The organism is Pandoraea sp. XJJ-1, from assembly GCF_026802345.1.
Classification (GTDB): domain Bacteria; phylum Pseudomonadota; class Gammaproteobacteria; order Burkholderiales; family Burkholderiaceae; genus Pandoraea; species Pandoraea cepalis.
In genome coordinates, this window is the sequence record NZ_CP113827.1 from 4,780,750 (window position 1) to 4,806,991 (window position 26,242).

General features: G+C 64.2%; 22 protein-coding genes and 1 tRNA gene. 9 read left to right on the plus strand and 14 right to left on the minus strand.

What is annotated here, in order from left to right:
• Positions 1–14: 14 nt before the first annotated feature.
• From OYT13_RS22070 to yacG, 8 genes are all read left to right on the plus strand, one after another.
• Positions 15–91, plus strand: a tRNA-Pro gene (locus tag OYT13_RS22070).
• A 241-nt stretch (positions 92–332) separates the two neighbouring features.
• Positions 333–1,625: an HlyC/CorC family transporter gene (locus tag OYT13_RS22075; RefSeq protein ID WP_026132106.1), complete on the plus strand. Its 1,293-nt coding sequence runs from the start codon at positions 333–335 to the stop codon at positions 1,623–1,625.
• Positions 1,626–1,738: 113 nt separating this feature from the next.
• Positions 1,739–2,935, plus strand: coding sequence for a GspE/PulE family protein (locus OYT13_RS22080; RefSeq protein WP_017234738.1), 1,197 nt, complete (start codon positions 1,739–1,741; stop codon positions 2,933–2,935).
• Positions 2,936–3,052: 117 nt separating this feature from the next.
• On the plus strand, positions 3,053–4,273 hold the full coding sequence (locus OYT13_RS22085; protein ID WP_268566947.1) for a type II secretion system F family protein: 1,221 nt from the start codon (positions 3,053–3,055) through the stop codon (positions 4,271–4,273).
• Positions 4,270–5,112 (plus strand): prepilin peptidase, encoded by an 843-nt coding sequence (locus OYT13_RS22090; RefSeq protein WP_017234740.1) that lies wholly within the window; start codon positions 4,270–4,272, stop codon positions 5,110–5,112. Before OYT13_RS22085 ends, OYT13_RS22090 begins: the two co-directional genes overlap by 4 nt.
• Complete coding sequence (gene coaE, locus OYT13_RS22095) at positions 5,109–5,723, plus strand: dephospho-CoA kinase (RefSeq protein WP_017234741.1); 615 nt, start codon at positions 5,109–5,111, stop codon at positions 5,721–5,723. Before OYT13_RS22090 ends, coaE begins: the two co-directional genes overlap by 4 nt.
• A gap of 140 nt (positions 5,724–5,863) precedes the next feature.
• The gene (gene zapD, locus OYT13_RS22100) at positions 5,864–6,619 is read left to right on the plus strand and encodes a cell division protein ZapD (RefSeq protein ID WP_017234742.1); all 756 of its coding nucleotides are present in this window, start codon (positions 5,864–5,866) and stop codon (positions 6,617–6,619) included.
• A 4-nt stretch (positions 6,620–6,623) separates the two neighbouring features.
• Positions 6,624–6,818, plus strand: a complete 195-nt coding sequence (gene yacG, locus OYT13_RS22105) for a DNA gyrase inhibitor YacG (protein ID WP_017234743.1) — start codon at positions 6,624–6,626, stop codon at positions 6,816–6,818.
• Positions 6,819–6,949: 131 nt separating this feature from the next.
• Here yacG and OYT13_RS22110 read toward each other — a convergent pair whose 3' ends face one another.
• The 4 genes from OYT13_RS22110 to secA all read right to left on the minus strand — a co-directional run bounded on the left by OYT13_RS22110 (position 6,950) and on the right by secA (position 12,810).
• Positions 6,950–7,423 carry an NUDIX domain-containing protein gene (locus tag OYT13_RS22110; protein WP_017234744.1) on the minus strand — a complete coding sequence of 158 codons (474 nt, stop codon included), beginning with the start codon at positions 7,421–7,423 and terminating at the stop codon, positions 6,950–6,952.
• 110 nt (positions 7,424–7,533) lie between these two features.
• A complete protein-coding gene (locus OYT13_RS22115; RefSeq protein ID WP_017234745.1) occupies positions 7,534–8,415 on the minus strand; it encodes an ATP-binding protein in 882 nt (293 codons plus the stop codon).
• 206 nt (positions 8,416–8,621) lie between these two features.
• Entirely contained in the window at positions 8,622–9,851 is a 1,230-nt protein-coding gene (gene argJ / locus OYT13_RS22120) for a bifunctional glutamate N-acetyltransferase/amino-acid acetyltransferase ArgJ (protein WP_017234746.1), read from the minus strand.
• A gap of 163 nt (positions 9,852–10,014) precedes the next feature.
• Entirely contained in the window at positions 10,015–12,810 is a 2,796-nt protein-coding gene (secA, locus tag OYT13_RS22125) for a preprotein translocase subunit SecA (RefSeq protein ID WP_017234747.1), read from the minus strand.
• Positions 12,811–13,115: 305 nt separating this feature from the next.
• Here secA and OYT13_RS22130 point away from each other — a divergent pair, with 305 nt between their 5' ends.
• Positions 13,116–13,583 (plus strand): DciA family protein, encoded by a 468-nt coding sequence (locus OYT13_RS22130; protein WP_017234748.1) that lies wholly within the window; start codon positions 13,116–13,118, stop codon positions 13,581–13,583.
• 143 nt (positions 13,584–13,726) lie between these two features.
• Here the strand turns inward: OYT13_RS22130 and lpxC are convergent, their stop codons facing one another.
• The 10 genes from lpxC to mraY all read right to left on the minus strand — a co-directional run bounded on the left by lpxC (position 13,727) and on the right by mraY (position 26,235).
• The gene (gene lpxC, locus OYT13_RS22135) at positions 13,727–14,641 is read right to left on the minus strand and encodes a UDP-3-O-acyl-N-acetylglucosamine deacetylase (protein ID WP_017234749.1); all 915 of its coding nucleotides are present in this window, start codon (positions 14,639–14,641) and stop codon (positions 13,727–13,729) included.
• A gap of 538 nt (positions 14,642–15,179) precedes the next feature.
• The gene (gene ftsZ / locus OYT13_RS22140) at positions 15,180–16,370 is read right to left on the minus strand and encodes a cell division protein FtsZ (protein ID WP_017234750.1); all 1,191 of its coding nucleotides are present in this window, start codon (positions 16,368–16,370) and stop codon (positions 15,180–15,182) included.
• A gap of 106 nt (positions 16,371–16,476) precedes the next feature.
• Entirely contained in the window at positions 16,477–17,709 is a 1,233-nt protein-coding gene (gene ftsA, locus OYT13_RS22145; protein WP_261939700.1) for a cell division protein FtsA, read from the minus strand.
• Positions 17,710–17,731: 22 nt separating this feature from the next.
• The gene (locus tag OYT13_RS22150) at positions 17,732–18,568 is read right to left on the minus strand and encodes a cell division protein FtsQ/DivIB (protein WP_017234752.1); all 837 of its coding nucleotides are present in this window, start codon (positions 18,566–18,568) and stop codon (positions 17,732–17,734) included.
• A 47-nt stretch (positions 18,569–18,615) separates the two neighbouring features.
• Entirely contained in the window at positions 18,616–19,554 is a 939-nt protein-coding gene (locus OYT13_RS22155; protein ID WP_051060240.1) for a D-alanine--D-alanine ligase, read from the minus strand.
• A 46-nt stretch (positions 19,555–19,600) separates the two neighbouring features.
• The gene (murC, locus tag OYT13_RS22160) at positions 19,601–21,010 is read right to left on the minus strand and encodes a UDP-N-acetylmuramate--L-alanine ligase (protein WP_017234754.1); all 1,410 of its coding nucleotides are present in this window, start codon (positions 21,008–21,010) and stop codon (positions 19,601–19,603) included.
• 1 nt (position 21,011) lies between these two features.
• Positions 21,012–22,115 (minus strand): undecaprenyldiphospho-muramoylpentapeptide beta-N-acetylglucosaminyltransferase, encoded by a 1,104-nt coding sequence (gene murG, locus OYT13_RS22165; RefSeq protein ID WP_442796433.1) that lies wholly within the window; start codon positions 22,113–22,115, stop codon positions 21,012–21,014.
• A complete protein-coding gene (gene ftsW, locus OYT13_RS22170; protein WP_261939698.1) occupies positions 22,112–23,380 on the minus strand; it encodes a putative lipid II flippase FtsW in 1,269 nt (422 codons plus the stop codon). The genes murG and ftsW overlap by 4 nt, the downstream gene beginning before the upstream one ends.
• Entirely contained in the window at positions 23,377–24,903 is a 1,527-nt protein-coding gene (gene murD / locus OYT13_RS22175) for a UDP-N-acetylmuramoyl-L-alanine--D-glutamate ligase (RefSeq protein ID WP_268566948.1), read from the minus strand. The genes ftsW and murD overlap by 4 nt, the downstream gene beginning before the upstream one ends.
• A gap of 162 nt (positions 24,904–25,065) precedes the next feature.
• Complete coding sequence (mraY, locus tag OYT13_RS22180) at positions 25,066–26,235, minus strand: phospho-N-acetylmuramoyl-pentapeptide-transferase (protein ID WP_268566949.1); 1,170 nt, start codon at positions 26,233–26,235, stop codon at positions 25,066–25,068.
• Between the last annotated feature and the right edge of the window lie 7 nt (positions 26,236–26,242).

Here is a 26,242-nt window from a genome sequence, read left to right on the forward strand (position 1 = left end):
AGCAGTATCGAAAGCGGGGTGTAGCTTAGCCTGGTAGAGCGCTACGTTCGGGACGTAGAGGCCGGAGGTTCGAATCCTCTCACCCCGACCAGAATTACCTTTGCTTGCGAGCAAAGCAAAAAAACCGCCGGACGTGTCCGGCGGTTTTTTTATGCCTGTTGCACGCATCATCGGCGCATCATCGCGATGCGTCCAGGCCTCGAATCGCTTGGCGTCCAACGCATCAGGCTTGTACAGCGCACCCGGTGCCCGACGCGGCCGACCGCCGCATCCCCCTCTGCTATAGTGGCAACTCATTGCCACCCGCCCGTGCCATTTACGCACCCAAACGCTTGGAAGCCCTGCCCTTGTGGGCGCAGATTTGCGCCGTCGCCCTCCTGATCATCTGCTCGGGATTCTTTTCCATTTCCGAAACGAGCATGATGGCGCTCAACCGCCATCGCCTGAAACACCTCGTCCGGATGAACGCGCACGGTGCCAGGACAACGCAAGGCCTGCTCGCTCGCACCGAAGACCTGCTCTCGACGATTCTCGTCGGCAATAACGTCATCAATACCGTCGTCCCCGTGCTCACCACGTCGATCGCGGTGCGCTACTTTGGCAACGACGCAATCACGCTCTCGGTCGCAACGGCACTCATTGCGCTGCTCATCATCATCTTTGCCGAGATCGGACCGAAGATCGTCGGTGCGACGTATCCCGAACGCATTGCACTGCCGACGAGCCGATTGCTCAAGCCGATCGTGACGCTGGCCGCGCCGCTCGTGTGGGTGCTCAACGGCTTCGTGCGCGGCATGCTGCGCGTGCTGCGCATCGACACACGTCGCGCAGCCGGCGAAGTTCGTCTCACGACGGAAGAACTGCGCACCATCGTGCTCGAGGCCAGCAACTACATGCCGACCAAGCCGCGCAGTGTGCTGCTCAATCTGCTCGATCTTGAAAACATCGCGGTCGACGACGTGATGGTGCCGCGCGCGCGCATCGAGGCACTCGACATCTCGGCACCGCTCGACACGCTGCTCTCGCAGCTAGCGACCTGCTATCACAACAAGCTGCCGGTCTACGACGGCGACATCGATCGCGTCATCGGCATTCTGCCGGTGCGCCGCACGCTGGCCGCCCTGCAACACCCGGACGATCTCTCGGCCGACACGTTGCGCGCGTTGCTCGTCGAGCCGTATTTCATCCCGAGCGACACGCCCGCGTTGCGGCAACTGCAGTATTTCCAGGAGAACCATCGGCGCATCGGGCTGGTCGTCAACGAATACGGCGAAGTCGAGGGACTGCTCACCACCGAGGACATCATCGAGGAACTCATCGGCGAATTCACGACGAGCATGCCGGGTACGGGGGGAAGCCGGTCAGGCTGGACCTCGGATGACGATTGCCTGGTCAGCGGCGGCGTAGGGCTGCGCGACCTGAATCGCCGACTGAACCTGCATTTGCCGACCGACGGTCCGAAGACGCTCAATGGTCTGATCCTCGAAGTGCTGCGCGAGATTCCCGAGGCCACCGTCAGCCTCGAGATCAGCGGCGTTCGCATGGAAATCGTGCAAATCGACAATCAGGCGATCAAAATGGTGCGCCTGTTCAAGCCGGGCACACGAACGCCGTCGCAGGATTGAGTCGCCGTCGTTCACTGCACGTGACACCCGCCCATTTTTCGGGCAATTCCGATTGAGCCGCTCCAAGGTTTTGACGAGACTGACGTTTCACGCAGCACTCGTCAGACCCTGTCATGTCATTTCATTCTTCTGAATTCTCCGCCACGGCGACAGCCACCGAGCCGCTCGCGGCCACGTCGCGCGCACCGCTCGACGCCACCACCCCCTTGCAGTTTCTCGAACAGATGCTGGGCGAGGCGGTTCGGGCTGGCGCGTCCGATGTGCACTTCGAGCCGATGGCACAACGCTTTCGCATTCGACTGCGGATCGACGGCCATCTTTACGAGCACTGCGATGTGCCGCTGCCGTGGCGCGACATGCTCGTCTCACGCCTGAAGGTGCTCGCCAATCTGGATATCGCCCAGAAGCGTCTGCCGCAGGACGGGCGCATGGTGTGGCGCGAAGCGGGCGAACCCGTGGAGTGCCGCGTCAGCGCATTGCCCACGCTGCACGGCGAGAAGCTTGTCGTGCGCCTGCTCGATGGCGCGAAGGTTCCGCTCTCGCTGGAAGGACTCGGCTACACGCCAAAGCAGTACCTCGCGCTCACGCGCGCCATTGCCCGACCACACGGCATGATTCTGCTGACCGGCCCAACCGGCAGCGGCAAAACCGTCTCACTTTACAGTTGCCTCAAGCGGCTCAACGACACCTCGCGCAATATCGTCACCATCGAAGACCCGGTCGAAATCCGCTTGCCAGGGGTCACGCAGGTCAATCTCAACGAGCGCGCCGGGCTCGACTTCGCGACCGCCTTGCGCGCGTTTCTTCGACAGGATCCGGACGTGCTCGTCGTCGGCGAGATTCGCGATACCCAAACCGCCGAGATCGCCGTGCAGGCGGCACAGACCGGACACCTCGTATTCGCAACCGTCCACGCGAACGACGCGACGAGCACACTCGCCCGACTGTTCGATCTCGGGGTCGCACCGTTCAATCTGTCATCGACGCTGCTGCTCATCAGCGCACAGCGCTTGCTCAGGCGTCGGTGCCCGGCGGGTTGCGAACCCGGTCGTGCGCCAGAGGACATCGCCCGGGCCGGCCCGCCCTGCATGCGCTGTCACGGCACCGGATTCGCCGGGCGCATCGGTGCGTTCCAGGTCATGCCGATCAGCGCGACGCAGGCGACCAACATTGCACAGGCCCGAAGCCCGCACGCACTCGCGGCGCAAGCGCAGCGCGAAGGTGTCATGACCCTGCGCGAAGCCGGTCTCTGGCATTGCGCGACAGGCACCGTAAGCGAGGAGGATGTCGATGCGACGACGCCCGCCTGATGCTCATCTACCGCGCGCGCGGACTAACACGTCGATGCCATCGGCACATGCCGCGTGCGAGGCCGCAGTAGGGTCGAGCCGCCTATCGCCGCGCGTCACAACGCGCAGGGGTGAACCATGTCGCGTATAACGCAGCCCCGCCGCTGGCACTGGCAAGGTCGCGATGCCCAGGGGCAACGCCGGCGCGGCGAGGTGCTCGCCCACGGTGAAGCCGCCGCGCGTTTGCTGCTGCGCGTCCAGCCCATGACGATCACGCATTTGCGGCCGGGTCGCCGGCATACGCCCTCCGGACGCGTCGGAACGGCAGATGCCACCGATCTGGTTCGACGCCTCGCCACGTTGCTCGGTGCAGGGGTGCCGCTCACGTCAGCCCTCGACGTACTCGCGCGTGGCGCCCATACGCGAGGGCTCAAGCGGCTCGCGTCCGATATCGGACTGGACGTCGGGCGCGGGCATCCGTTGGCACACGCGATGGCGCAGGCCAGCCACCGATTCAGCGGCGTCGACTGTCAGTTGATTGCCGCCGCCGAACTGAGCGGTCAGCTCGGCCCAACGCTGGCGCGTCTGAGTGCGCACTACGATCACACACGAACGGTGCGAGAGAAGCTCCAGCGCGCGCTTGCCTATCCGCTGACGGTGCTGGTCGTCGCATTGGCCGTCGTGATGGCGCTGCTGCAGTGGGTGATCCCGGAGTTCGAGCGCCTGTTCGCCAGCGCCGCCGGTGGCGGAATGCCCCTGCCGCCGCTCACTCGATGGCTCATCGACCTCTCGCGAGCGTCGCTGACAAACGGGCCGTGGCTGCTGGTCGGCCTGGGCACCGCCGGGCTGGTCGTCGCGGCGGCATTGCGCCGCAGCCCCCGAACGCGGCGTCTCCGGGATCGCCTGCTCTTGCAACTGCCGGGTGCAGGACGCATCCTGTGCATGCTGAGCGCTGCCCGGTGGGCCAGAACCCTTGGCACGTTGCTCGACGCGGGCGTCGCGCTTCCCGACGCGATGGACGCCGCTGCGAGCGCATGCGGCAACCTCGTCATGCAGCGCGCGGCGCACGACGTGCACCGGGAAGTCGCCCGAGGTGCCCGTCTGGCGACCTCGCTCGAGGCCAATGCACACTGGCCCCTGATCATCGCGCAACTGACCGTGATCGGGGAGGAATCGGGTACACTCGGGCGCATGCTCAACCAGGCCGCCGGCCTGCTCGACGAAGACGCTTCGCACGCGCTGGTCAGTGCCTGTGCGGCGCTCGAACCGATAATGATTACGCTTCTTGGCCTGCTGATCGGCGGCATGGTCCTCGCCATGTACCTGCCGATGTTCCAACTCGGATACGGTGTCGCATGAACGGTTACGCAGAGCTGCTACGGGTCGATTGGCTGGCGGAACTGGCACCTCACTGGCGCCTTGCGCTGTTCGCCGCCTTGGGCGTCGTCGCCGGGCTCGGTCTCGATGCCGTCGTGCGGCGCGTGCCCGCGGCGATCGAACGGGCGTGGCTGGAAGAGATGCAGGCAGTCGATGCCACGAACGCATCGGCCCTGCGCGCTCCCTTTCATCAAGCTGCCCCGCCGTCCGCCTCGATAGCGCTCACCGCCCCACTCGCAGCACCTCCCGCCCCGTTGGCAGACGCCGCCGCGCCTCGCCGCTGGCAACTCTCACTCCTCAGCGGCGCGTTGAGCGTCGCCGTGGCGTGGCGCTTCGGCCCGACCTGGCAGAGCCTCGGCGCACTCGGACTCGTCTGGACACTCATTGCGCTCGCGTACATCGACCACGATACGCAACTCCTGCCCGACATCCTCACGCTGCCGCTGTTGTGGGCAGGCCTGCTGTGCAACCTCGGGCACTGGTTCGCCGCGCTCCCGGCGGCGGTCGTCGGGGCCGCGACCGGCTACCTGAGCCTGTGGGCGTTGTATTGGGTGTACTGGTGGCTGCGTCGGCGTGAGGGCATGGGCTTCGGCGACTTCAAGCTCTACGCGGCGCTGGGTGCGTGGTTCGGCTGGACCGCCCTGCTACAGATTCTGCTGCTCGCCTGTGCGCTCGCCATCGTGATCGCCGGCACCGCCTGGCTCACCGGACGGCTGCGCAGCGATCAAATGTTTCCTTTCGGCGCCTTTCTCGCCGCCGCAGGCATCGCCACGCTGTTTGGCGGTAATGGCCTGTTGATCTGGATTGGAGGAACGCCATGACTTACGCCATCGGCCTGACCGGCGGCATCGGCAGCGGCAAGACGACGGTCGCCAACCTGTTCGCCACGCACGGCATCGCCATCATCGACACCGACGCCATCGCGCACAGCATCACCGCTCCGAACGGCGCGGCCATGCCCGCGATCCGGCGCGAGTTCGGCGACGCCTTTGTCGCCCCGGACGGCTCGCTCGACCGCGCACGCATGCGCGACGCCGTCTTCACGGACGATGCGGCCAGAGCGCGTTTGGAGGCCATTACCCACCCGTTGATTCGCACGGAGTGCGAGCGTGCCGCCAGCGACGCCCAAGGGCCCTATCTGATTTTCGTCGTGCCCCTGCTGGTGGAATCCGGGAAGTGGCGAGAGCGCGTGCAGCGCGTGCTCGTCGTCGATTGCACCGAGCAGACGCAGATCGCGCGCGTCATGTCCCGTAATGGCTTCACGCGCGACCAGGTGCAGGCGATCATGGCGCGTCAGGCAAGTCGGGCGCAGCGGCTCGCCGCCGCCGACGACGTCATCGACAACGATGCCCAGCATGCCCCACTCGCCCCACAGGTCGACCGTTTGCATGCGGCATATCTGAAGTTTGCGGCGCAGGCCGAAGGCCGTTGATCAACGGCGGCGCTCACTTGAACAGCGCCGCTCGCACGCCCTGCCTTCGATTGAGCGCCCACGCGCGTTGCGCCTCGACAGATTCCGGCATTAGAATGTCGCCATTACGCTGAAAAGCGCCAACTTCTGGGCCAACGCGCTTGATCCTGTACGAATATCCGCTCAACGAACGCATTCGCACGCTGCTTCGGCTGGAAGAGCTGTTCGGGCGCTTTGCCTTTTTCGTCGGGCAGGATCAGCCGCTCGATCATCACGCGGCGCTGATCACGATGTTCGAGATTGCCGACATCGCCGGACGCACCGACCTGAAGAACGAACTGGTCAAGGAACTCGACCGGCAACGTCAGACGCTGACCACCTATCGCGGCAATCCCGATATCGCCTCCGACGCACTCGAACAGTTCATCGGCGAAGTCGAGTTGGCGATCGCGAACCTCAACCAGATTCCCGGCAAGCCCGGCCAGCATCTGAACGACAACGAATGGCTAGCCAGCATTCGCAGCCGCTCGGTGATCCCCGGCGGCACGTGCCGCTTCGACCTTCCGTCGTATTACGCCTGGCGTCACAACGATGCCGAGCAGCGCCGTCAGGACATCGATAAATGGATCGGCCCGCTGTTTCCGATACGCGACGCCCTTGGCATCGTGCTGGGGCTCGCCCGGGAGTCCGGTCACGCCAGCAAGGCGATGGCGCAGCAAGGCAGCTACCAGCAGATGCTGACCGGCCGTGTCTATCAACTGATGCAGGTGAGAGTGGCGCCCGAGTTGCGGGTCATTCCCGAAGCCAGCGCCAACAAGTACATGCTGTGGGTGCGCTTCACCACACAGGACGGCGATCTCAAACCGCGTCCGGTCGACAGCGACGTGCCGTTCCTGCTCACGCTCTGCAATCTCTAAATCCATGACGACCGTCGTCAACTGCCCGACCTGCGGCAAGAAAGTGGTTTGGGGACCCGAGGCGAAATTCCGCCCGTTCTGCTCGGAGCGTTGCAAGCAGATCGACATCGGCGCTTGGGCGGCAGAGAAGTACACGATCCCCGCCGACTCGCCCGACGATCCCTCGCAAGACGCCCCGCTCGATCCGACGCAGCGCTGATGCGCTGATGCCGCACAGCGCGCACGGACGACCCTCATCCCACCCAACGCAAAAGGCACCCTCGCGGGTGCCTTTTGTGCGTCTGGGAGCGCGCTCGGAACCGCGGCGTCACCGGTCAACCGGTCAATCGATCACTCGGCAGCGTCGCGACTGGCCGCTACGGCCGCCCCCGACGACTTTGCGGCGAGCTCCTCCGAGAGCCAGCTCAGCGGCGGCAGCGCCGCCGGCAGCAACGGCTCCACGCTCACCGGCGGGCGCTGCCATGCCAGTGCCTGCCCTTCCTTGCCGTGCGGCTCGCCCTGCCATGCGGTGACTTTGCAGAAATGCAGACGCACATAGGCATGGGGGTAATCGTGTTCGAGGACGCGCCACGGCGCGCAACGCTCCACCGTCACCCCCAGTTCCTCGTGCAGTTCACGCGCGAGCGCCGCGGCGACCGACTCGCCCGCCTCCAGCTTGCCCCCCGGAAACTCCCAATAACCCGCGTACGGCTTGCCCGCCGGACGCTGACCGAGGAGCACCGAGCCATCCGCGCGCACCATCACGCCGACGGCCACTTCCGTGATGGGACGCCCATCGGGCGCATATCGTTTCGACACTGTCATAGTCCTTCGCCATCCTTGCGCCATCTGCGCACTCTGCGCTGCCTGCGGATTTCCCGGTCGAACGGTGCATGTCATGGCCGATGGCCCACGGCGCCCCGCTCGACCGCACGTTACGAGGCGTGTGACGCACTCCGAAGCTTGCCCGCCCAGTCGCGAGCGAACTGGAAAGCCACGCGCCCCGAACGCGAACCGCGCTCGAGCGCCCAGATCAGGGCTTCATGACGCGCCGATTCCGTTTGATCCGCCGGCACGCCAAAATGCTGCAACCAGTGGCCGACGATCGTCAGGTAGTCGTCCTGCTTGAACGGGTAAAAGCTCACCCACAGCCCGAATCGCTCGGACAACGAGATCTTCTCTTCGATCACTTCACCCGGATGAATCTCACCGTCATCGGTGTGGCGATAGCTTTCGTTGTCCTTCATGTACTCGGGCAACAGATGACGGCGATTCGACGTCGCGTAGATCAGCACATTGTCCGACTGCGCGGCCACCGAGCCGTCGAGCGCAACCTTCAGCGCCTTGTAGCCCGACTCACCATCTTCAAACGACAGGTCGTCGCAGAACACGACGAAGCGCTCGGGACGCTGCGAAATCAGATCGACGATATCCCCCAGATCGACCAGGTCATCCTTGTCGACTTCGATCAGACGCAGGCCTTCCGAGGCGTACTGATTCAGGCAAGCCTTGATCAGTGACGACTTGCCCGTGCCGCGCGCACCGGTGAGCAACACGTTGTTGGCCGGCTCGCCATGCACAAACTGACGCGTATTCTGTTCGATCAGCCCTTTCTGGCGCTCGATATTCTGCAGATCGCCCAGCGTGATCGTCGACACATGCGCCACGGGCTGCAGAAATCCGCGCCCCTGTTTCTTGCGCCAGCGAAAGGCCACCGCGGCGCTCCAGTCGATCTCGGGAGTGGCCGGCGGCAACATCACCTCCAGCCGGGCCAGCACGCCTTCCGCGCGCGTGAGGAACTGCTCCAACTTGTCCATGCTTCGAAATCCCCGCGCCGCTCACGGGCGCTTGTGTCGATGCTTCGTCGTGTTGTCGTTTCCTTTCGCTGCCCGCCGCGGTGCTTTTGTCACCTGCCGGCGATGGGCCGATACTGCCGGCCAGTGCCGCTGACGCAGGGCCGACGCCGATCGGGCATCGACACGCGGCGCCCCCGGTGGGAGGCGCGCGGCGCTCGCGTCAGGGCTTAGGAACGGTAATCCGCGTTGATGCTCACGTAGTCGTGCGAGAGGTCGCACGTCCACAACGTGGCGGCGGCGTCGCCGCGCCCGAGCACCACGCGGACCGTGATTTCGCTTTGCTTCATCACGCGCTGTCCCTCTTCCTCGCGATAGTCGGCATTGCGGCCGCCCGCGCGGGCGACCAGCACGTCGTCGAGATAGAGGTCGACCTTGCTGACGTCGAGGTCGTTCACCCCCGCATAGCCGATGGCGGCCAGAATGCGGCCCAGATTCGGATCGGACGCGTAAAACGCCGTCTTCACCAGCGGCGAATGCCCGATGGCATAGGCGATCTGACGGCACTCCGCCACATCGCGGCCGCCCTCGACCGTCACGGTGATGAATTTGGTCGCGCCTTCGCCGTCGCGCACGATCAATTGCGCCAATTCCTGCGAGATCGACAGCAAGGCGTCGCGGAACGCGGCAAAGGCAGGCGTGTCCGTGCTGGCGATTTCCGGCAGATCGGTCTGACCCGTGGCCGCGACGATAAACGAATCGTTGGTCGACGTATCGCCGTCGATGGTGATGGCGTTGAACGAACGATCCGCCACGTACTTGACGAGCGCGTCGAGCACCGGCTGCGCCACGCGCGCGTTGGTGCCCACAAAGCCGAGCATGGTTGCCATGTTCGGCTTGATCATGCCCGCCCCCTTGCTGATGCCGGTGAGGACGAGGGTCTTGCCTTCGATCACGATCTCACGCGAGGCGGCTTTCGGCAGCGTATCGGTTGTCATGATCGATTGCGCTGCCTCGTACCAGTGCGCAGACGCCAGATTGGCAATGGCTTGAGGCAGACCGGCGACCAAACGGTCAACCGGGAGCGGTTCGAGGATCACGCCGGTCGAGAACGGCAAAATCTGGTTCGGATTGACCGACAGCAGCTTGGCGAGCGCGTCGCACGTTGCCCGCGTGGCGACCATGCCTGGTTCGCCGGTGCCCGCGTTGGCGTTGCCCGTGTTGACGACAAGCGCACGAATGCCCGCCTGCGCGGCCAGATGGGCCTTACAGACCGTCACCGGCGCCGCGCAGAAGCGGTTCGTCGTGAAAACGCCTGACACCGTGCTACCGGAGGCCAGTCGCATGACCAGCACGTCCTTACGGTTCGGCTTGCGGATATTGGCTTCGGCCCAGCCCAGTTCGACGCCGGGCACGGCGCGCAGTTGGGAGGCTTCGATCGAGGGGAAATTGACGGCCATGTGGGTTCGCCCGCGAGAGATGAGCGTTACAGCTCCCGCCCTGGCGATGTCGGCACGACACTCCGCCGGGGCGGCGGTTGATCGGTGCGGCCGGTCGAAAAACCGGCGCTACAAACGACGCGGCGCCGATCCTGAGTCGGCGCCGCGTCGATCGGTTCACATCTTAAGACAGTTTGCCGTGGCAGTGCTTGAATTTCTTGCCACTGCCGCACGGGCAGGCATCGTTGCGACCAACCTTCGGCAACAAGTCGCCGCCGGCCATCGCCGCGCTTGCCGCCTGGGCCAGCGCCGAAACCACCGGACGCCCCGCGTCTTCGTCGATCTCGCCGTCGCCGCCCACCGTCTCGAGTTCGTCGTGCTTGAACTCGACGTTGATCAGACCGCCCGCGCTGTCGTCGAGCGCTTCCGTCGCCTGCTCGAGCTCCTCCTGCGACTGGATACGCACGTTCATGATGACGCGCGTGACTTCGAGCTTGATGGTCTCAAGCAACTGGGCGAACAATTCGAACGCTTCGCGCTTGTATTCCTGCTTCGGATTCTTCTGCGCGTAACCGCGCAGATGGATGCCTTGACGCAGGTGATCCAACGCGGCCAGATGCTCGCGCCAGTTGGAATCCACGCTCTGAAGCATGACCGAGCGCTCGAACCCCGAGAACGACTCGCGTCCCACCAGTTCAACCTTGGCCTGATACGACGCTTCGGCGGCGTCCATCACTTCCTTGAGGATGTCCTCGTCGTCGATTTCTTCCGAGCCTTCGATACGCGACTGCAGCGGCAAATCGAGCTGCCACTCTTCGCGCAGCACCGTCTCCAGCCCCTTGAGGTCCCACTGTTCTTCGACCGTACCGGCCGGCACGCAGGTGCGCACCAGATCCTGGAACACGCTCTGACGCATGCCGGCGATGGTGTCCGAGACGTCTTGCGCTTCGAGCAGTTCATTGCGCTGCTGGTAGATCACCTTGCGCTGATCGTTGGACACGTCGTCGTATTCGAGCAGTTGCTTGCGCACGTCGAAGTTTCGCGCTTCGACCTTGCGCTGTGCCGACTCGATCGAACGCGTGACAATGCCCGCCTCGATGGCTTCGCCTTCCGGCATCTTCAGCCGATCCATGATCGAACGAACGCGGTCGCCGGCGAAGATGCGCAGCAGCGGATCTTCCAGCGACAGGTAAAAACGCGACGAGCCCGGATCGCCCTGACGGCCTGAACGGCCGCGCAACTGGTTGTCGATACGGCGAGATTCGTGGCGTTCGGTACCAATGATGTGCAAACCGCCTGCCGTCTTCACCTGCTCATGCAGACCCTGCCATTCGTCCTGCAATTGCTGGATGCGGGCTTGCTTGTCCGCGTCGGACAGGCTCGCATCCATTTCGATGAAACCCGATTGCTTCTCGACGTTGCCGCCCAGCACGATGTCGGTACCACGACCGGCCATGTTGGTGGCGATGGTGATGACGCCCGGACGCCCCGCCTGCGCGACGATCTCGGCTTCGCGCGCGTGTTGCTTGGCGTTGAGCACCTGGTGCGGCAGCTTCGCGCTCGTGAGCAGTTGCGAGAGGTACTCCGACGTCTCGATCGACGTCGTGCCCACCAGCACCGGCTGACCACGCTCCACGCAATCGCGGATGTCCTTGATGACCGCGTCGTACTTTTCCTTGGCCGTCTTGTAGATCTGATCCTGACGGTCGATCCGCTTGGGCGGGCGGTTGGTCGGGATCACCACCGTCTCGAGGCGATAGATCTCGTTGAATTCGAACGCTTCGGTATCCGCCGTCCCGGTCATGCCCGAGAGCTTGGCGTACATGCGGAAGTAGTTCTGGAACGTGATCGAGGCCAGCGTCTGGTTCTCATGCTGGATCGAGACGCGCTCCTTCGCTTCCACCGCCTGGTGCAGACCTTCGGACCAGCGGCGACCGGCCATCAGACGGCCGGTGAACTCGTCGACGATGACGATCTCGTCGTTCTGCACCACGTAATGCTGGTCCTTGTGGAACAGCGTGTGCGCGCGCAGGGCGGCGTACACATGGTGCATGAGGGTAATGTTCTGCGGCGCATAGAGACTGTCGCCCTCGGCGATCATGCCCCACTCGGCGAGCAGTTGCTCAGCCTTCTCGTGACCGCGCTCGGTCAGGAACACCTGACGCGCCTTCTCGTCGAGCGTGTAATCGCCCGGCACCTCGACGCCCGTGCCGTCCGACTTCTCTTCACCGATCTGACGCTCGAGCATCGCCGGCAAGCGATCCATCTTCACATACAGCTCGGTGTGATCTTCGGCCTGGCCGGAGATGATGAGCGGCGTACGTGCCTCGTCGATCAGGATCGAGTCCACTTCGTCGACGATGGCGTAGTTCAGCGTGCGCTGCACCCGCTGCTCGGTCTCGTAGACCATGTTGTCGCGCAGGTAGTCGAAGCCGAACTCATTGTTCGTGCCGTACGTGATGTCGGCCGCGTACGCTGTCTGCTTCTCGTCATGCGGCATCTGCGACAGGTTGATACCCACCGACAGGCCGAGGAAGTTGTACAGACGTGCCATCCACTCGGCGTCGCGCTGGGCCAGGTAATCGTTGACGGTCACAACGTGCACGCCCTTGCCCGAGAGCGCGTTCAGATAGGCGGGCAATGTCGCAACGAGCGTCTTGCCTTCGCCCGTGCGCATTTCGGCGATCTTGCCGAAGTGCAGCACCATGCCGCCAATCAGCTGAACGTCGAAGTGGCGCATCTTGAGGACGCGCTTGCCGGCTTCGCGGCACACCGCAAAGGCTTCGACCAGCAACGAATCCACGCTCGCCCCCTGGGCGATACGTTGCTTGAATTCCTCGGTCTTGCCGCGCAGTTGCTCATCGCTCAGCTGGGCGATCTGCGGCTCGAGGGCGTTGATCGCCGAGACGGTTTTCTGGTACTGCTTGATAAGCCGCTGGTTACGGCTGCCAAATACTTTTTTAAGAAGACCGGGAATCATCGGATCACTGGTTAGGGCGGCAAATGTCGTTCGCAATCGTGCAGTCGGTCGGCAAACTTCGCAACGCTTCAGGGGTTTTGCCCCACGCGTGCCGAATCGCCCAACGCGCCTGCGCGCTGCGGGTCACCGGTGTTTGGCACTCAGGCCTCTCGCCGGTTCGATACCTATACTAAAAAAAGGATTCTAGCATGCTGTCATGGCGCGTCCCGCTGGCCTCGGACGCGGGCCGTCCGGCGTTTTCGGCGTTCGGACCGAGGTGACGCCCGATGGCGGGGTAAAATACGCGGCAACCTCTGTCTCATCATATGAAACGACCCAAAGCTCCCCGCGTTGCCCGCCCGCTCACCGATCTGCTGTGCGCCTCCGACGGCGCCGGCTCTTTGCTGGCCGCCGCCGAACAACTGGGTCGACTCGAGCGAGACGTACACGCGTTGTTACCCGCCGCGCTCAGCGGCAGCGTCCGGCTAGCACCGCCGCGCGAGGGCGCCCTGGTCTTCCTCGTCGCCAATAATGCACTGGCGGCTCGGCTGCGCCAGCAAACGCCGTCACTGATCGAGGGGCTGGCGACACGCGGTTGGCTGATTCGCACGATCCGGATCCGTGTGAGCATCACGGCGCCCGAACCCCAGAAGCCGCCCAAGGAGGCGCGCCTGTCCCGGCAGGGCCTTGTCAGCCTGCGCGATCTGCGCGACGCGCTGGAGCCATCCCCGCTTCGCGATGCCCTGGCTCGCCTGGTGGCCCGCCATTCCTACGGCGGTCCGCGCAAGCCTTGAATCCGTCGGTCGCCATGGCGCGACGCATTCAAGCGCAACGCCGATTTGGCACGCGCGTCAAATAAAAAAGCGCCGCAGAGTCGGCGCTTTCGTTTTGTTACATCCGCGCCCCACCCGCCGGCGCTTCCTATGGCCTGCGCGATTTACGCGAACTGGGTCTGCGGCTCGAACTGGAAGCCGCGCGGTGCGTCTTCGGCGTGCTCGAACGTGACAATCTCATAGGCCTCTTGTGCGAGTAGCTCGCGCAAGAGCTGGTTGTTCAGACCGTGCCCCGACTTGTACGCCGTGTAGGACGCCAGCAGCGGATGGCCAATCACGTACAGGTCGCCGATGGCGTCGAGCATCTTGTGCTTCACGAACTCGTCGTCGTAACGCAGACCGTCGTTGTTCAGGATGCGGTACTCGTCGAGCACGATGGCGTTGTCCATGCTGCCGCCGCGCGCCAGGCCCAGTTCGCGCAGCATCTCGACCTCATGCGCAAAGCCGAACGTACGGGCGCGCGCAATCTCCTTCGCGTAGGACGTATCGGCAAAGTCGATCTCCAGCGCCTGACCGGTACGATCGACCGCCGGGTGACGAAAATCGATGGTGAACTTGAGCTTGAAGCCTTCGTACGGCTCGAGACGGGCGAACTTGTCGCCTTCGCGAATCTCGATCGGCTTCGTCACACGAATGAATTTCTTGGCGGCCGCCTGCTCTTCGATGCCCGCCGACTGAATCAGGAAGACGAACGTTGCTGCGCTGCCGTCCATGATCGGAATTTCTTCGGCCGTCACATCGACATACAGATTGTCGATGCCCAGCCCCGCGCATGCCGACATCAGGTGCTCCACAGTGGAGACCCGCGCGCCCTCTTTCTGCAGCACCGACGCAAGACGCGTGTCGCCAATCGCCATCGCCGACGCCGGAATCTCCACAGGAGGATTCAGATCGGTACGGCAGAAGACGATGCCCGTGTTGGGCGGCGCCGGACGCAGCGACAACTCGACCTTGCGACCGGAGTGCAAGCCGATGCCGACTGTCTTGGCGATGGATTTGAGAGTGCGCTGCTTGAGCATGCTATTTATTTAAACTATCAGACGCTAGTGACCATAGATGCAATTATACCAGATGGAAGCCTTCATCGCTGTGCCACAAACGCAACGCTTCGTTACTAAACATTCCGAATTCTGCCGCATCGATTCGTCCACATCCCTATCGCGACACGAAATAGGCCGTTTCAAAAATCGACATCAGGCCAAAGCCCGGGCGTCGCCCATCGTCGGGGCACCCCGGCCGCCGCGACGGAGGCATGCCGCAGCGGTCGGGGGACAGATCCGCGAGACCGGGTCAGGGATCCGAACGCTTACCCGTAACGTTCGTGACCTGTGAAGGGTAGACACCGCTTGCGATGCTGGTTGTCGCAGCGATACGGCATCTCGCGTCTTCACAACCTCGCCGTATCGTCATGCGGACTCGTACTGCGGCGCGCCATCCCCACGCCACATGGCATGGTCGTTGGAGCGACGACGAATCCTCACGACGACCTGCATAGGCCTCGCGATTCCCAAGGTGCGGCGGCACCAGGCACTGGCACCTGGTCCGCGCGCGACCCTGTCAGTCGGCTTGCTTGCGCAGGAAGGCCGGAATGTCGTACGTGTCGACACCCTTTTCCTGCAATGCGGCAACGTGCGACGCCGCGGTCTCGCGCGTGCTGCGCCACACGGCCGGCGTATCGAGCGCGCCGTAGTCCGTACCGCCCGCCTGACCGACATTCGGCACGTGGCCGGTGGCGATCGGCATATTGTCGGTACCGGTCTTGAGCAACGTCATCGGTGCGGCAGCCTTCTTCGCGACAGCGCGGCCCAGGCCGGTTGCCACAACAGTCACGCGCAGCGCATCGCCCATCTTGTCGTCGTAGACGGTACCGAAAATCACGGTCGCGTCTTCGGCAGCGTAGCTCTTGATGGTGTTCATCACTTCACGCGTTTCCGACAGACGCAGCGAACGCGATGCCGTGATATTGACCAGCACGCCACGCGCACCCGACAAGTCCACACCCTCGAGCAGCGGACTCGCCACGGCTTGCTCGGCCGCCAGACGCGCACGATCGACACCTGCCACCGTCGCCGTCCCCATCATGGCCTTGCCTTGTTCGCCCATCACCGTCTTCACGTCTTCAAAGTCGACGTTCACCAGACCGTCGACGTTGATGATTTCGGCGATGCCGGCCACGGCGTTATGCAGCACGTCGTCGGCGCACTGGAAGCACTTGTCCATCTCGGCGTCGTCGCCCATGACTTCGAACAGCTTGTCGTTGAGCACGACGATCAGCGAATCGACGTTGTCTTCCAGCTCCTGCGCGCCCGTCTCGGCCACGCGCATGCGCTTGCCGCCTTCGAACTCGAACGGCTTCGACACCACGCCGACGGTCAGAATGCCCATTTCCTTGGCAATCTGCGCCACCACCGGTGCCGCGCCCGTGCCCGTGCCGCCGCCCATACCGGCGGTGATGAACACCATGTGCGCCCCACGCAGGGCGTCGGCCACGCGCTCACGGGCTTCTTCAGCCGCCGCACGTCCCATCTCCGGCTTGGCGCCTGCGCCCAGACCGGTCTTGCCGAGCTGGATGCTCACGCTGGCCTGCGAGCGGCCGAGTGCCTGAGCGTCGGTGTTCATGGCGATGAAGTCCACGCCCTGCACACCCCGGTTGATCATGTGCTGGACGGCATTGCCGCCAGCGCCACCAACACCCACCACCTTGATGATGGTGCCGTTGGTTTCCGTTTCCAACATTTCAAAGTTCATAGCGCCTCCAGTGATATAAAAGCAGATCCGGTATTGCGGGTCACGGGCAGCTCGGGTAAGCCACGCGTGTTTTCAACACCGAATCCACACCCCTCAAAAAACACCATTAAAAATTGCTGAAGAACCAGTCGCGCATGCGCGACCAGACCTGATTCGCCTGCCCCGACTGCACCGCGACCTTGCGCCCGCGCATGCGTTGGGAACGTCCTTCGAGCAGCAGCCCCATCGCGGTCGCGTAGCGCGGGCTGCGCACCACGTCGGCCAGGCCGCCCGCATACTCCGGCACGCCAATGCGCACCGGCTTGAGGAAGATGTCCTCGCCCAACTCGACCATGCCCGGCATCATCGCCGCGCCGCCGGTGAGCACGATGCCCGAGGACAGCAGTTCTTCGTACCCCGACTCGCGCACCACCTGCTGCACCAGCGAGAACAGCTCTTCGACGCGCGGCTCGATCACCGCCGCCAGCGCCTGACGCGAGAGGGTGCGCGGACCGCGCTCGCCCAGCCCCGGCACTTCGATCATTTCGTCCGGATCGGCCAGCGACTGCTTGGCGATGCCGTGCGCAATCTTGATGTCTTCCGCATCCGGCGTCGGCGTGCGCACCGCCATCGCGATGTCGCTCGTGATCTGATCGCCCGCAATCGGAATCACGGCCGTGTGACGAATCGCGCCTTCGCTGAAGATCGCGATATCGGTCGTGCCACCGCCGATGTCGATCAGCACCACGCCCAGTTCCTTCTCGTCTTCGGTGAGCACCGAAATGCTCGACGCGAGCGGTTGCAGAATCAGGTCGTTCACTTCGAGGCCGCACCGGCGCACGCACTTCACGATGTTCTGCGCCGCCGAGACGGCGCCGGTCACGATATGCACCTTCACTTCAAGGCGGATGCCGCTCATGCCGATCGGCTCGCGCACGTCTTCCTGACCATCGATGATGAATTCCTGCGTGAGGATATGCAGCACCTGCTGGTCAGTCGGGATGTTGATCGCCTTGGCCGTCTCGATGACGCGCGCCACGTCGGCCTGCGTCACCTCCTTGTCCTTGATCGCCACCATGCCGCTCGAATTGAAGCTGCGAATGTGGCTGCCGGCAATGCCTGTGAACACGTTGGTGATCTTGCAGTCGGCCATCAACTCGGCTTCTTCGAGTGCACGCTGAATGGACTGCACCGTGGCCTCAATGTTCACCACGACACCTTTTTTCAGCCCGCGCGATTCGCTCTGGCCGAGGCCAATCACTTCATAGCGGCCTTCAGGGCGCAGTTCGGCCACCACCGCCACGACTTTCGACGTGCCGATATCGAGGGCGACCAACAGATCCTTGTAATCTTTGCTCATAGCGTGTGTAAGTCCTGAAGTCTCACTGGCTTCGCTTCTGCCGCGCGGCAGGTTGTGCAACGGCCGGCTTTTGCGAATCCCGCTTTTGCACCGGTGCCGCGGCAAGCTTCTTGGCCTGGTCTTCGCTCAAGAAACGCATGCCCGCGGCACGCACGGCAAAACCGTTCGGGTAACGCAGATCGGCATACTCGATCTGATTTCCCCAGCGCGCCGCTACCTGCGGATACGCTTGTACGAAACGCCTGCTGCGTGTGGCGAGGGATTCGGCGGTTCGCTCCCGTCCCAGCGCCAGTTGCACTCCCCCGGAGAGCCGTACGCTCCATGCGTAACGATTCGACAGCGTGACCGCTTCGGGTTTCATTTTCAGCGGCGCGAACCACCTCACGAAGTCGTAGTACCGCGCCGTCACATCCTTTTCGCTGCCCGGCGGGCCGGCGAACTCGGGCAGCTTGCCGTCGTCCTCGGCTTCGGCCAGATTCGCCGCGAACAGCTCGCCGTCCACACTCACCAGACGGCCATCGTTCCACGTGGCCAGCGGCTTGTATTCCTCGATCGTCACCGAGAGCCGGTTCGGCCACACACGTCGCACGCTTGCATGGCGCACCCACGGCACGGCCTCGAACGCCGCTCGCGTGGCGTCCAGATCGATCGTGAAAAAATTGCCCTTCAGGCGCGAGACGGCATTCGCGCGCAAGGTCGGACCGTTGATGTGAGACACGTCCCCATCGATCTGCACCGCCGTCAGCGTGAAGATCGGCCGCTGAATCAGCCAATGGCCGCCCGCAGCGAGCGCCGCCAGCACGACGAGTGCGACGAGCGCACTCGCGATGGCGTTGAGCAGGCGTACGTTTTGCCACATGGCGATTTGCTTTCCGTATCGGGGCGTTCTTCAACGCGTTCAAGGTTTTACTCGGGTTTCCACTGCGCGTTCGGATGCAGATCGAGCGTCGCGGTGGCCAGGATTTCGACAACCAAGTCTTCGTACGACAGTCCCGCCGCGCGCGCCGACATCGGCACCAGCGAATGGCCCGTCATGCCCGGCGAGGTATTGATCTCCAGCAGGAACGGCTTGTTGTCACGCTTGCGCAGCATCACGTCGGCGCGCGCCCAACCACGACAGCCCAGCGCGAGATAGGCGCGCAGCACCAGGCGCTGCACCTCCTCCTGCAACGACACCGATAGCGGCGGCGGGCATTCGTAGCGCGTATCGTCCTTGAAATACTTGTTCTGGTAGTCGTAGTTCGCGTCTGGCGCCACGATGCGGATCACCGGCAGCGCACGCGCGGCCGCCGCGCCCTTCGTGCCCACGCCAAGCACCGGCACGGTCAGTTCGTCGCCATCGATGAATTCTTCGGCGAGGACGTCCGGATCCAGGGCGACTGCCTTCTCGAAGGCCGCCTTCAGTTGCGACGCCTCGGTGACCTTTGTCAGGCCAATCGTCGAGCCTTCGCGCGACGGCTTGACGATGAGCGGCAGGCCGAGATCGCGGGCCACGGCATCGAAGTCGCTGTCGGCGCTCAGCATCGCGAAGCGCGGCGTCGGCAGCCCTTCGTTGATCCATACGCGCTTGGTCATCTCCTTGTCCATCGCCAGCGCGGAGGCCAACACGCCGCTGCCGGTGTACGGAACCCCCAGATGCTCGAGCACGCCTTGCAGCGTGCCGTCTTCGCCATAGCGGCCATGCAGCGCGATGAACACCCGGTCGAACTTCTGCGCGGCGAGCGCCGCGAGGTCGTGCATGCCGGTATCGAACGCATGCGCATTCACCCCGCGCGCGCGCAGGGCTTCGAGCACGCCATTGCCCGAGATCAGCGAGATCTGACGCTCGGCCGAGCGCCCGCCCATCAGGACGCCCACCTTGCCGAAACGTTTCGGATCGAAAGCACTCACTTCAAACTCCTTGCTGAACTTGCAACTTGCCGGGCACCGCGCCGATGGAGCCGGCACCCATGGTGATCACGACGTCGCCCGCACGGGCGACTTGCAGAATGGCGTCGGGCAGTTGCGCAACGTCTTCCACGAAAACCGGTTCTACCTTGCCCGCCACGCGCAGGGCGCGCGACAGGGCCCGACCGTCGGCCGCCACGATGGGCGCCTCCCCGGCCGAATAGACTTCGCCGAGCACCACGGCGTCAGCGTCGGACAACACCTTCACGAAGTCTTCGAAGCAATCGCGCGTACGCGTGTATCGATGGGGCTGGAAGGCCAGCACGATGCGACGTCCCGGGAACGCGCCGCGGGCCGCCGCGAGCGTTGCCGCCATCTCGACCGGGTGATGTCCGTAGTCGTCGATCAACGTGAACGTGCCGCCGCCGCTCGACTTCGGCAGCGCGATGTCGCCGTAGCGCTGGAAGCGCCGGCCCACGCCGTTGAATTCGGCTAGCGCTTGCTGGATAGCAGCGTCCGGCACCTCAAGTTCGGTCGCGATCGCAATCGCCGCCAGCGCGTTGCGCACGTTGTGCTCACCCGGCAGGTTCAGTGTGATGTCGAGGGGCGCGGCACCGGCGCCGAACCGGCGCAGCACGGTGAAGCGCATCTGGCCGGCGTCCGCACGCACATCGATGGCGCGCACCTGTGCGTCTTCCGACAGGCCGTAACGCACGATCGGCTTGGAGACGAACGGCAGGATCTCGCGCACGTTCGAATCGTCCACGCACAGCACGGCGATGCCATAGAACGGCAGGCGCTGCGTGAACGCCACGAACGACTGCTTCAGACGCGCGAAGTCGTGTCCATAGGTGTCCATGTGATCGGCATCGATGTTCGTGATGACCTCAATGACCGGATTCAGGTTCAGGAACGAGGCGTCCGATTCGTCGGCCTCTACCACGATGAAGTCGCCCGTGCCGAGCTTGGCGTTCGCGCCGGCGCTGTTCAGTCGGCCGCCAATCACGAACGTCGGATCGAGCCCACCCTGCGCAAGCACGCTCGCCACGAGACTCGTCGTGGTTGTCTTGCCGTGCGTGCCGGCAATGGCGATGCCCTGCTTCAGGCGCATGAGTTCGGCGAGCATCAGCGCGCGCGGCACGATGGGGATCTGGCGGGCACGCCCCGCGAGCACTTCCGGATTGTCCGCCGTGATGGCGGTGGACACGACGATGGCGTCCGCCCCTTCGATATGCTCGGCCGCGTGGCCGCGGGCCACGCGCGCGCCAAGACTGACGAGGCGCTGCGTCACCGCGTTGTCGCCGAGATCGGAGCCGCTCACCTGATACCCCAGGTTGAGCAACACCTCGGCAATGCCGCTCATGCCCGAGCCGCCAATGCCGACGAAGTGAATGTGTTTGACGATGTGTTTCATTTCAATCCTTGGCCAGAGCCGCGCACACGCGCGCCACTTGTTCGGTGGCGTCCGGCTTGGCGAGCGCCCTGGCTTTCTCTCCCATCGCGAGCAGCGATTCGCGCGTCTGACGGCGCAACCACTCGGCCAGGGTCTCGACCGACAGCTCGCGCTGGTCGATCAGCGTTGCCGCGCCCTTGTCGGCGAGGAAACGCGCATTGGTTGTCTGATGGTCGTCGACGGCATGCGGGAACGGCACGAACAACGCCGCCACGCCCGCCGCCGCAACTTCGGCCACCGTCATCGCGCCCGCCCGACAGATCACCAGATCCGCCGCCGCGTAAGCCGCGACCATGTCGTCGATGAACGGCACGGCATCGACCGTCACCCCCGCTGCCGCGTAGTTCGCCTGCAGCGTCTGAATATGTTTAACGCCCGCCTGGTGCGTGACTTGTGGACGCGCGTCGCGCGCCAGCTTCGCCAGCGCCTTGGGCACGATCTCGTTGAGCACCGTCGCGCCGAGGCTGCCGCCCACCACCAGAATACGCAGCGGCCCGGTGCGCGCGCGGTAGCGCTCGGCCGGCGGCACCATCTCGTCGAAGTCGGCACGGATCGGATTGCCGACCCATTCGCCGCCGGCGATGGTGTCGGGGAACGCGAGCAGCACCTTGTCGGCCACGCGCGCAAGGACCTTGTTCGCCATGCCGGCCACCGAATTCTGCTCGTGCAGCGCGAGCGGACGCCCCAGTAGCGACGCCATCATGCCCGCCGGGAAGGTGATGTAGCCGCCCATCCCGAGCACCACGTTCGGCTTGACGCGGCGGATCGCGCGGAAGCTCTGCCAGAACGCGCGCAGCAGATTGAGCGGCAGCAGCAGCTTGGTCATCGGGCCCTTGCCGCGCAAGCCGCCGAACTTCACGAACGCCATCGGAATGTCGTACTTCGGCACGAGCGTCGCTTCCATGCCTGCCGCATTCCCAAGCCACACCACGCGCCACCCCTGCACACGCAGGAAGTTGGCGACCGCGAGCCCCGGGAAGACGTGACCGCCCGTGCCGCCGGCCATCACCAGCAGCGTGCGCGTCTTCGTTTCCGGGGCCGACATCGCGGTGGCGCGCTCGGTCATACTTTTCCTCCCCGCATCAACACGCGGTTCTCGTAATCGACCCGCAGCAGAATCGCCACGGCCACACAGTTGAGCAAGATGCCCGAGCCGCCGTAGCTGACCAGCGGCAGCGTGAGGCCCTTGGTCGGCAGCAAGCCCAGATTCACGCCCATGTTGATGAAGGTCTGCGAAGCGAGCCACACGCCCACGCCCTTCGCGAGCAGGCCGGCGAACGTGCGTTCGAGCGCCAGTGCCTGACGGCCGATCTCGAATGCTCGGCGCACCATCCAGTAAAAGAGCAGAATGACGACCAGCACGCCCACGAAGCCGAACTCTTCGCCGATCACCGCGAGGATGAAGTCGGTGTGCGCTTCGGGCAGGTAGTGCAGTTTCTCGATGCTCCCGCCCAGCCCCACGCCAGTCCATTCACCGCGTCCAAACGCGATGAGCGAATGCGTGAGCTGGTAAGCCTTGCCGAGCGCGTAGTCCTCGCGCCACGGATCGAGATACGCGAAAATCCGCTCGCGACGCCACGGCGACAACCAGATCAGCATGGCGAACGTGCCCACGGCCGTGAGCGCCAGTCCGCCGAACAGGCGACCGTTCACGCCGCCGAGGAACAGCACCCCCATCGCGATGGCCGCGACCACCATGAAGGCGCCCATGTCCGGCTCGAGCAGCAGCAACATACCGACGAACACAACGGCGACGCCCATCGGCAAGAAGCCCTTGCGGAAGCTCTGCATGAATTCCTGCTTGCGAACGGTGTAGTTCGCGGCGTACAGCGTGACCGCGAGCTTCATGATTTCCGACGGCTGCAGATTGAGCACTCCGAATGGAATCCAGCGCTTCGAGCCGTTCACGCCCTTGCCCAGGTGCGGGATCAGCACGATCACGAGCAACATCAGCGCCAGCAGAAAGACCTTGGGCGCGAGCTTGTCGAGTGTCTTGACCGGAATACGCAGCGTAATGAGGGCCGCGACCAGTCCGATCGTCAGCGAGACGATGTGACGCACGAGAAAGTGGTACGTCGTGTATCCGCTGTACTTCGGCGAGTCCGGCAGCGCGACCGATGCCGAATACACCATCACCAGCCCCAGCGACAGCAGCGAAATCACCACCCAGACGAGCGCGTGATCGTATTCGAGCATGCGTGAGCGGGTCGGCTTGATGCTGCCGAGCGTACGGCTCGCGGCATGGGTCGCGGCGCCCGGAGCGGCCGCCGTACCTGCCCCGGCAAAGCCGGCCTGACGCTTCTTGCTGAAGAACGACTTGATACGGTTCATAGCATCACCCCCGCGTCGGCGGCCAGATCAACCACGGTGTCGCGAAACACTTGCGCGCGATGCTCGTAGTTGCGGAACATGTCGAAGCTCGCGCAGGCCGGCGAGAGCAGCACCGCGTCGCCCGGCTGGGCCAGCTTCGCAGCGTCTCGCGTGGCGGCTTCGAGCGTCGGGGCATCGATCAGATCGACGCCCGTGTCGGCCAGCGCTTCGCGCAGCTGCGGCGCGTCGCGGCCGATCAACAACACGGCGCGCGCGTGATGCGCCACGGGGTTGGCCAGCGGCGAGAAGTCCTGCCCCTTGCCGTCGCCGCCGACGATCAGGAGCAACGTCTTCTGCAGGCCGTTGATGGCCGCAACCGTCGCGCCCACGTTGGTGCCCTTGCTGTCGTCGTAATACTCGACTTCGTTGATCGCGCCGACGAGCTGCACGCGATGCGGCTCGCCCGGGTATTCGCGCAAGCCGTGCAAGAGCTTGGCCATCGGCAGGTCGATGGCGCGCGTGAGCGCGAGCGCCGCCAGCGCGTTGGCGGCATTGTGCTGACCGCGGATGCGCAGCGCGTCGGCGGGCATGAGGCGTTTGCCGATCACCTCGAGCGTCGCCTCCACGGCACCGGCCTTGCGGCGCTTCGGCGCCGGCGGGGCGTCGTCGCGCGAGAAGCCCTCGACCAGCCACGACATCCCGCCCTCCATCTCCAGGCCGAAGTCGCCCACGGCCTCGGGCTTGCCGGTGCCGAAGGTCACGACATTGGCCTCGGGCGTGGCGAAACCCATCACGCGAGCATCGTCGCGATTGAGCACGCGAACGGTCTGCGGGCCGAAAATGCGCGCCTTGGCCTTGGCATAGGCCTCCATATCGCCATGCCAGTCCAGATGGTCCTGCGTGATATTGAGAATCGCGGCCGCATCGGGCGCGAGAGAATGCGTGGCCTCGAGCTGAAAGCTGGAAAGTTCGAGCACCCAGACATCGGGCAACGTGGCGTCGGCGATGCATTCGCTCAGACGGTCGAGCGCCGTCGGGCTGATATTGCCCGCGACCGCCGTGCGCTTGCCGGCGCGACGGCATAGCAACCCCGTCAGACTCGTGGTCGTCGTCTTGCCGTTCGTGCCGGTAATGGCCAACACCTTGGGTGCGTAGCCGCTCGTCGCGTGCATGTGGCGCAGCGCCTGCGCGAAGAATTCGATCTCGCCCCACACGGGAATGCCCCGCTCGGCCGCCACCGTCAGCAGCGCCGCCACATCGGCGGCGAGCGGCGAGAGGCCTGGGCTGATACCGATCAGTTCAATGTCGGCGAGCAGCGTATCGACCTGCGCCCCGAATGCACCGCCGACGAATTCGGCCTGCGCGGCGTCGGCACGCAAGGCGAGAACATTCGGCGGTGTCTCCGACGACGCAAAGCGCGTGTCGGCCGCCCGCACATGGCAGCCGTAACGCGCGCACCAACGTGCCATCGCCAGGCCGGACTCTCCCAGACCCAGGATCAGGACACGCGGTTGCCAGGATTCACCAAACTTCTCGCCGAACACGTCGCTCTTTCCCTTTTATCGATTCACACCACCGACGAATGCATCACCTCAACGTCACCGATATTCCGCTATCGGCGCGAGCGGCCTTACCTTGAGTCCTGCTTTGCGAAAAGGCGACATTGTCATTTCACAAGGTCACCTTTTCGCGGGCCCCGGGCCTCGTCAGCGCAACTTCAGCGTCGACAGACCGATCAGCACCAGCATCAGCGTGATGATCCAGAAGCGAACCACCACCTGCGTTTCCTTCCATCCGGACAATTCGAAGTGGTGGTGCAGCGGCGCCATCTTGAAGATGCGTCGCCCTTCTCCGAAGCGCCGCTTCGTGTACTTGAACCACGTCACCTGCAGCATCACCGACAACGTTTCCACCACGAACACGCCCCCCATCACGAAGAGCACGACTTCCTGACGCACGATCACGGCCACCGTGCCGAGCGCGCCGCCGAGCGCCAGCGCCCCCACGTCGCCCATGAACACCTGGGCCGGGTGTGTGTTGAACCAGAGGAACGCAAGCCCCGCGCCCGACATCGCCGAACAGAACACGAGCAATTCGCCCGCGCCCGGAATATGCGGGAACAGCAGGTATTTCGAGTACACGACGTTACCCATCACATACGCGAACACGCCGAGGGCCGCGCCGACCAGCACGACCGGCATGATGACGAGACCGTCGAGACCGTCGGTCAGGTTCACCGCGTTGGACGAACCGACGATGACGAAGTACGTGAGCGCAATGAAACCGAACACGCCCAGCGGGTAGCTCATCGTCTTGAAGAACGGCACGATGAAGTCGGCCTTCGGGGGCAGATCGAGCGGGAAGCCGTTACGCACCCAACTGATGAACAGCTCGAAGACCTTCAGATTGCTCGTCTCCGACACAGAGAACGCCAGATAGATCGCGGCGAACAGGCCAATGATCGACTGCCAGAAGTACTTCTCGCGCGACGACATGCCGCGGGGGTCCTTGTAGACGACCTTCCGGTAATCGTCGATCCAGCCGATGATGCCGAAGCCCAGCGTAACGGTCAGTACGATCCAGATGAAGCGGTTGCTCAGGTCCGCCCACAGCAGCGTGGCGACCGTGATACCGATGAGAATCAGCACACCGCCCATCGTGGGCGTGCCCGACTTCACAAGGTGAGTCTGCGGGCCATCGGTACGCACCGCCTGGCCCACCTTCATTTCGGCGAGCTTGCGGATGACCATCGGCCCGAACGAGAGCCCGATCACCAGCGCCGTGAGGCTTGCCATCACGGCCCGAAACGTCAGGTAGTTGAACACGCGCAAATAGCTCGCATCCGCTTGCAGCCATTGCGCCAACGTCAGCAACATTCCATCA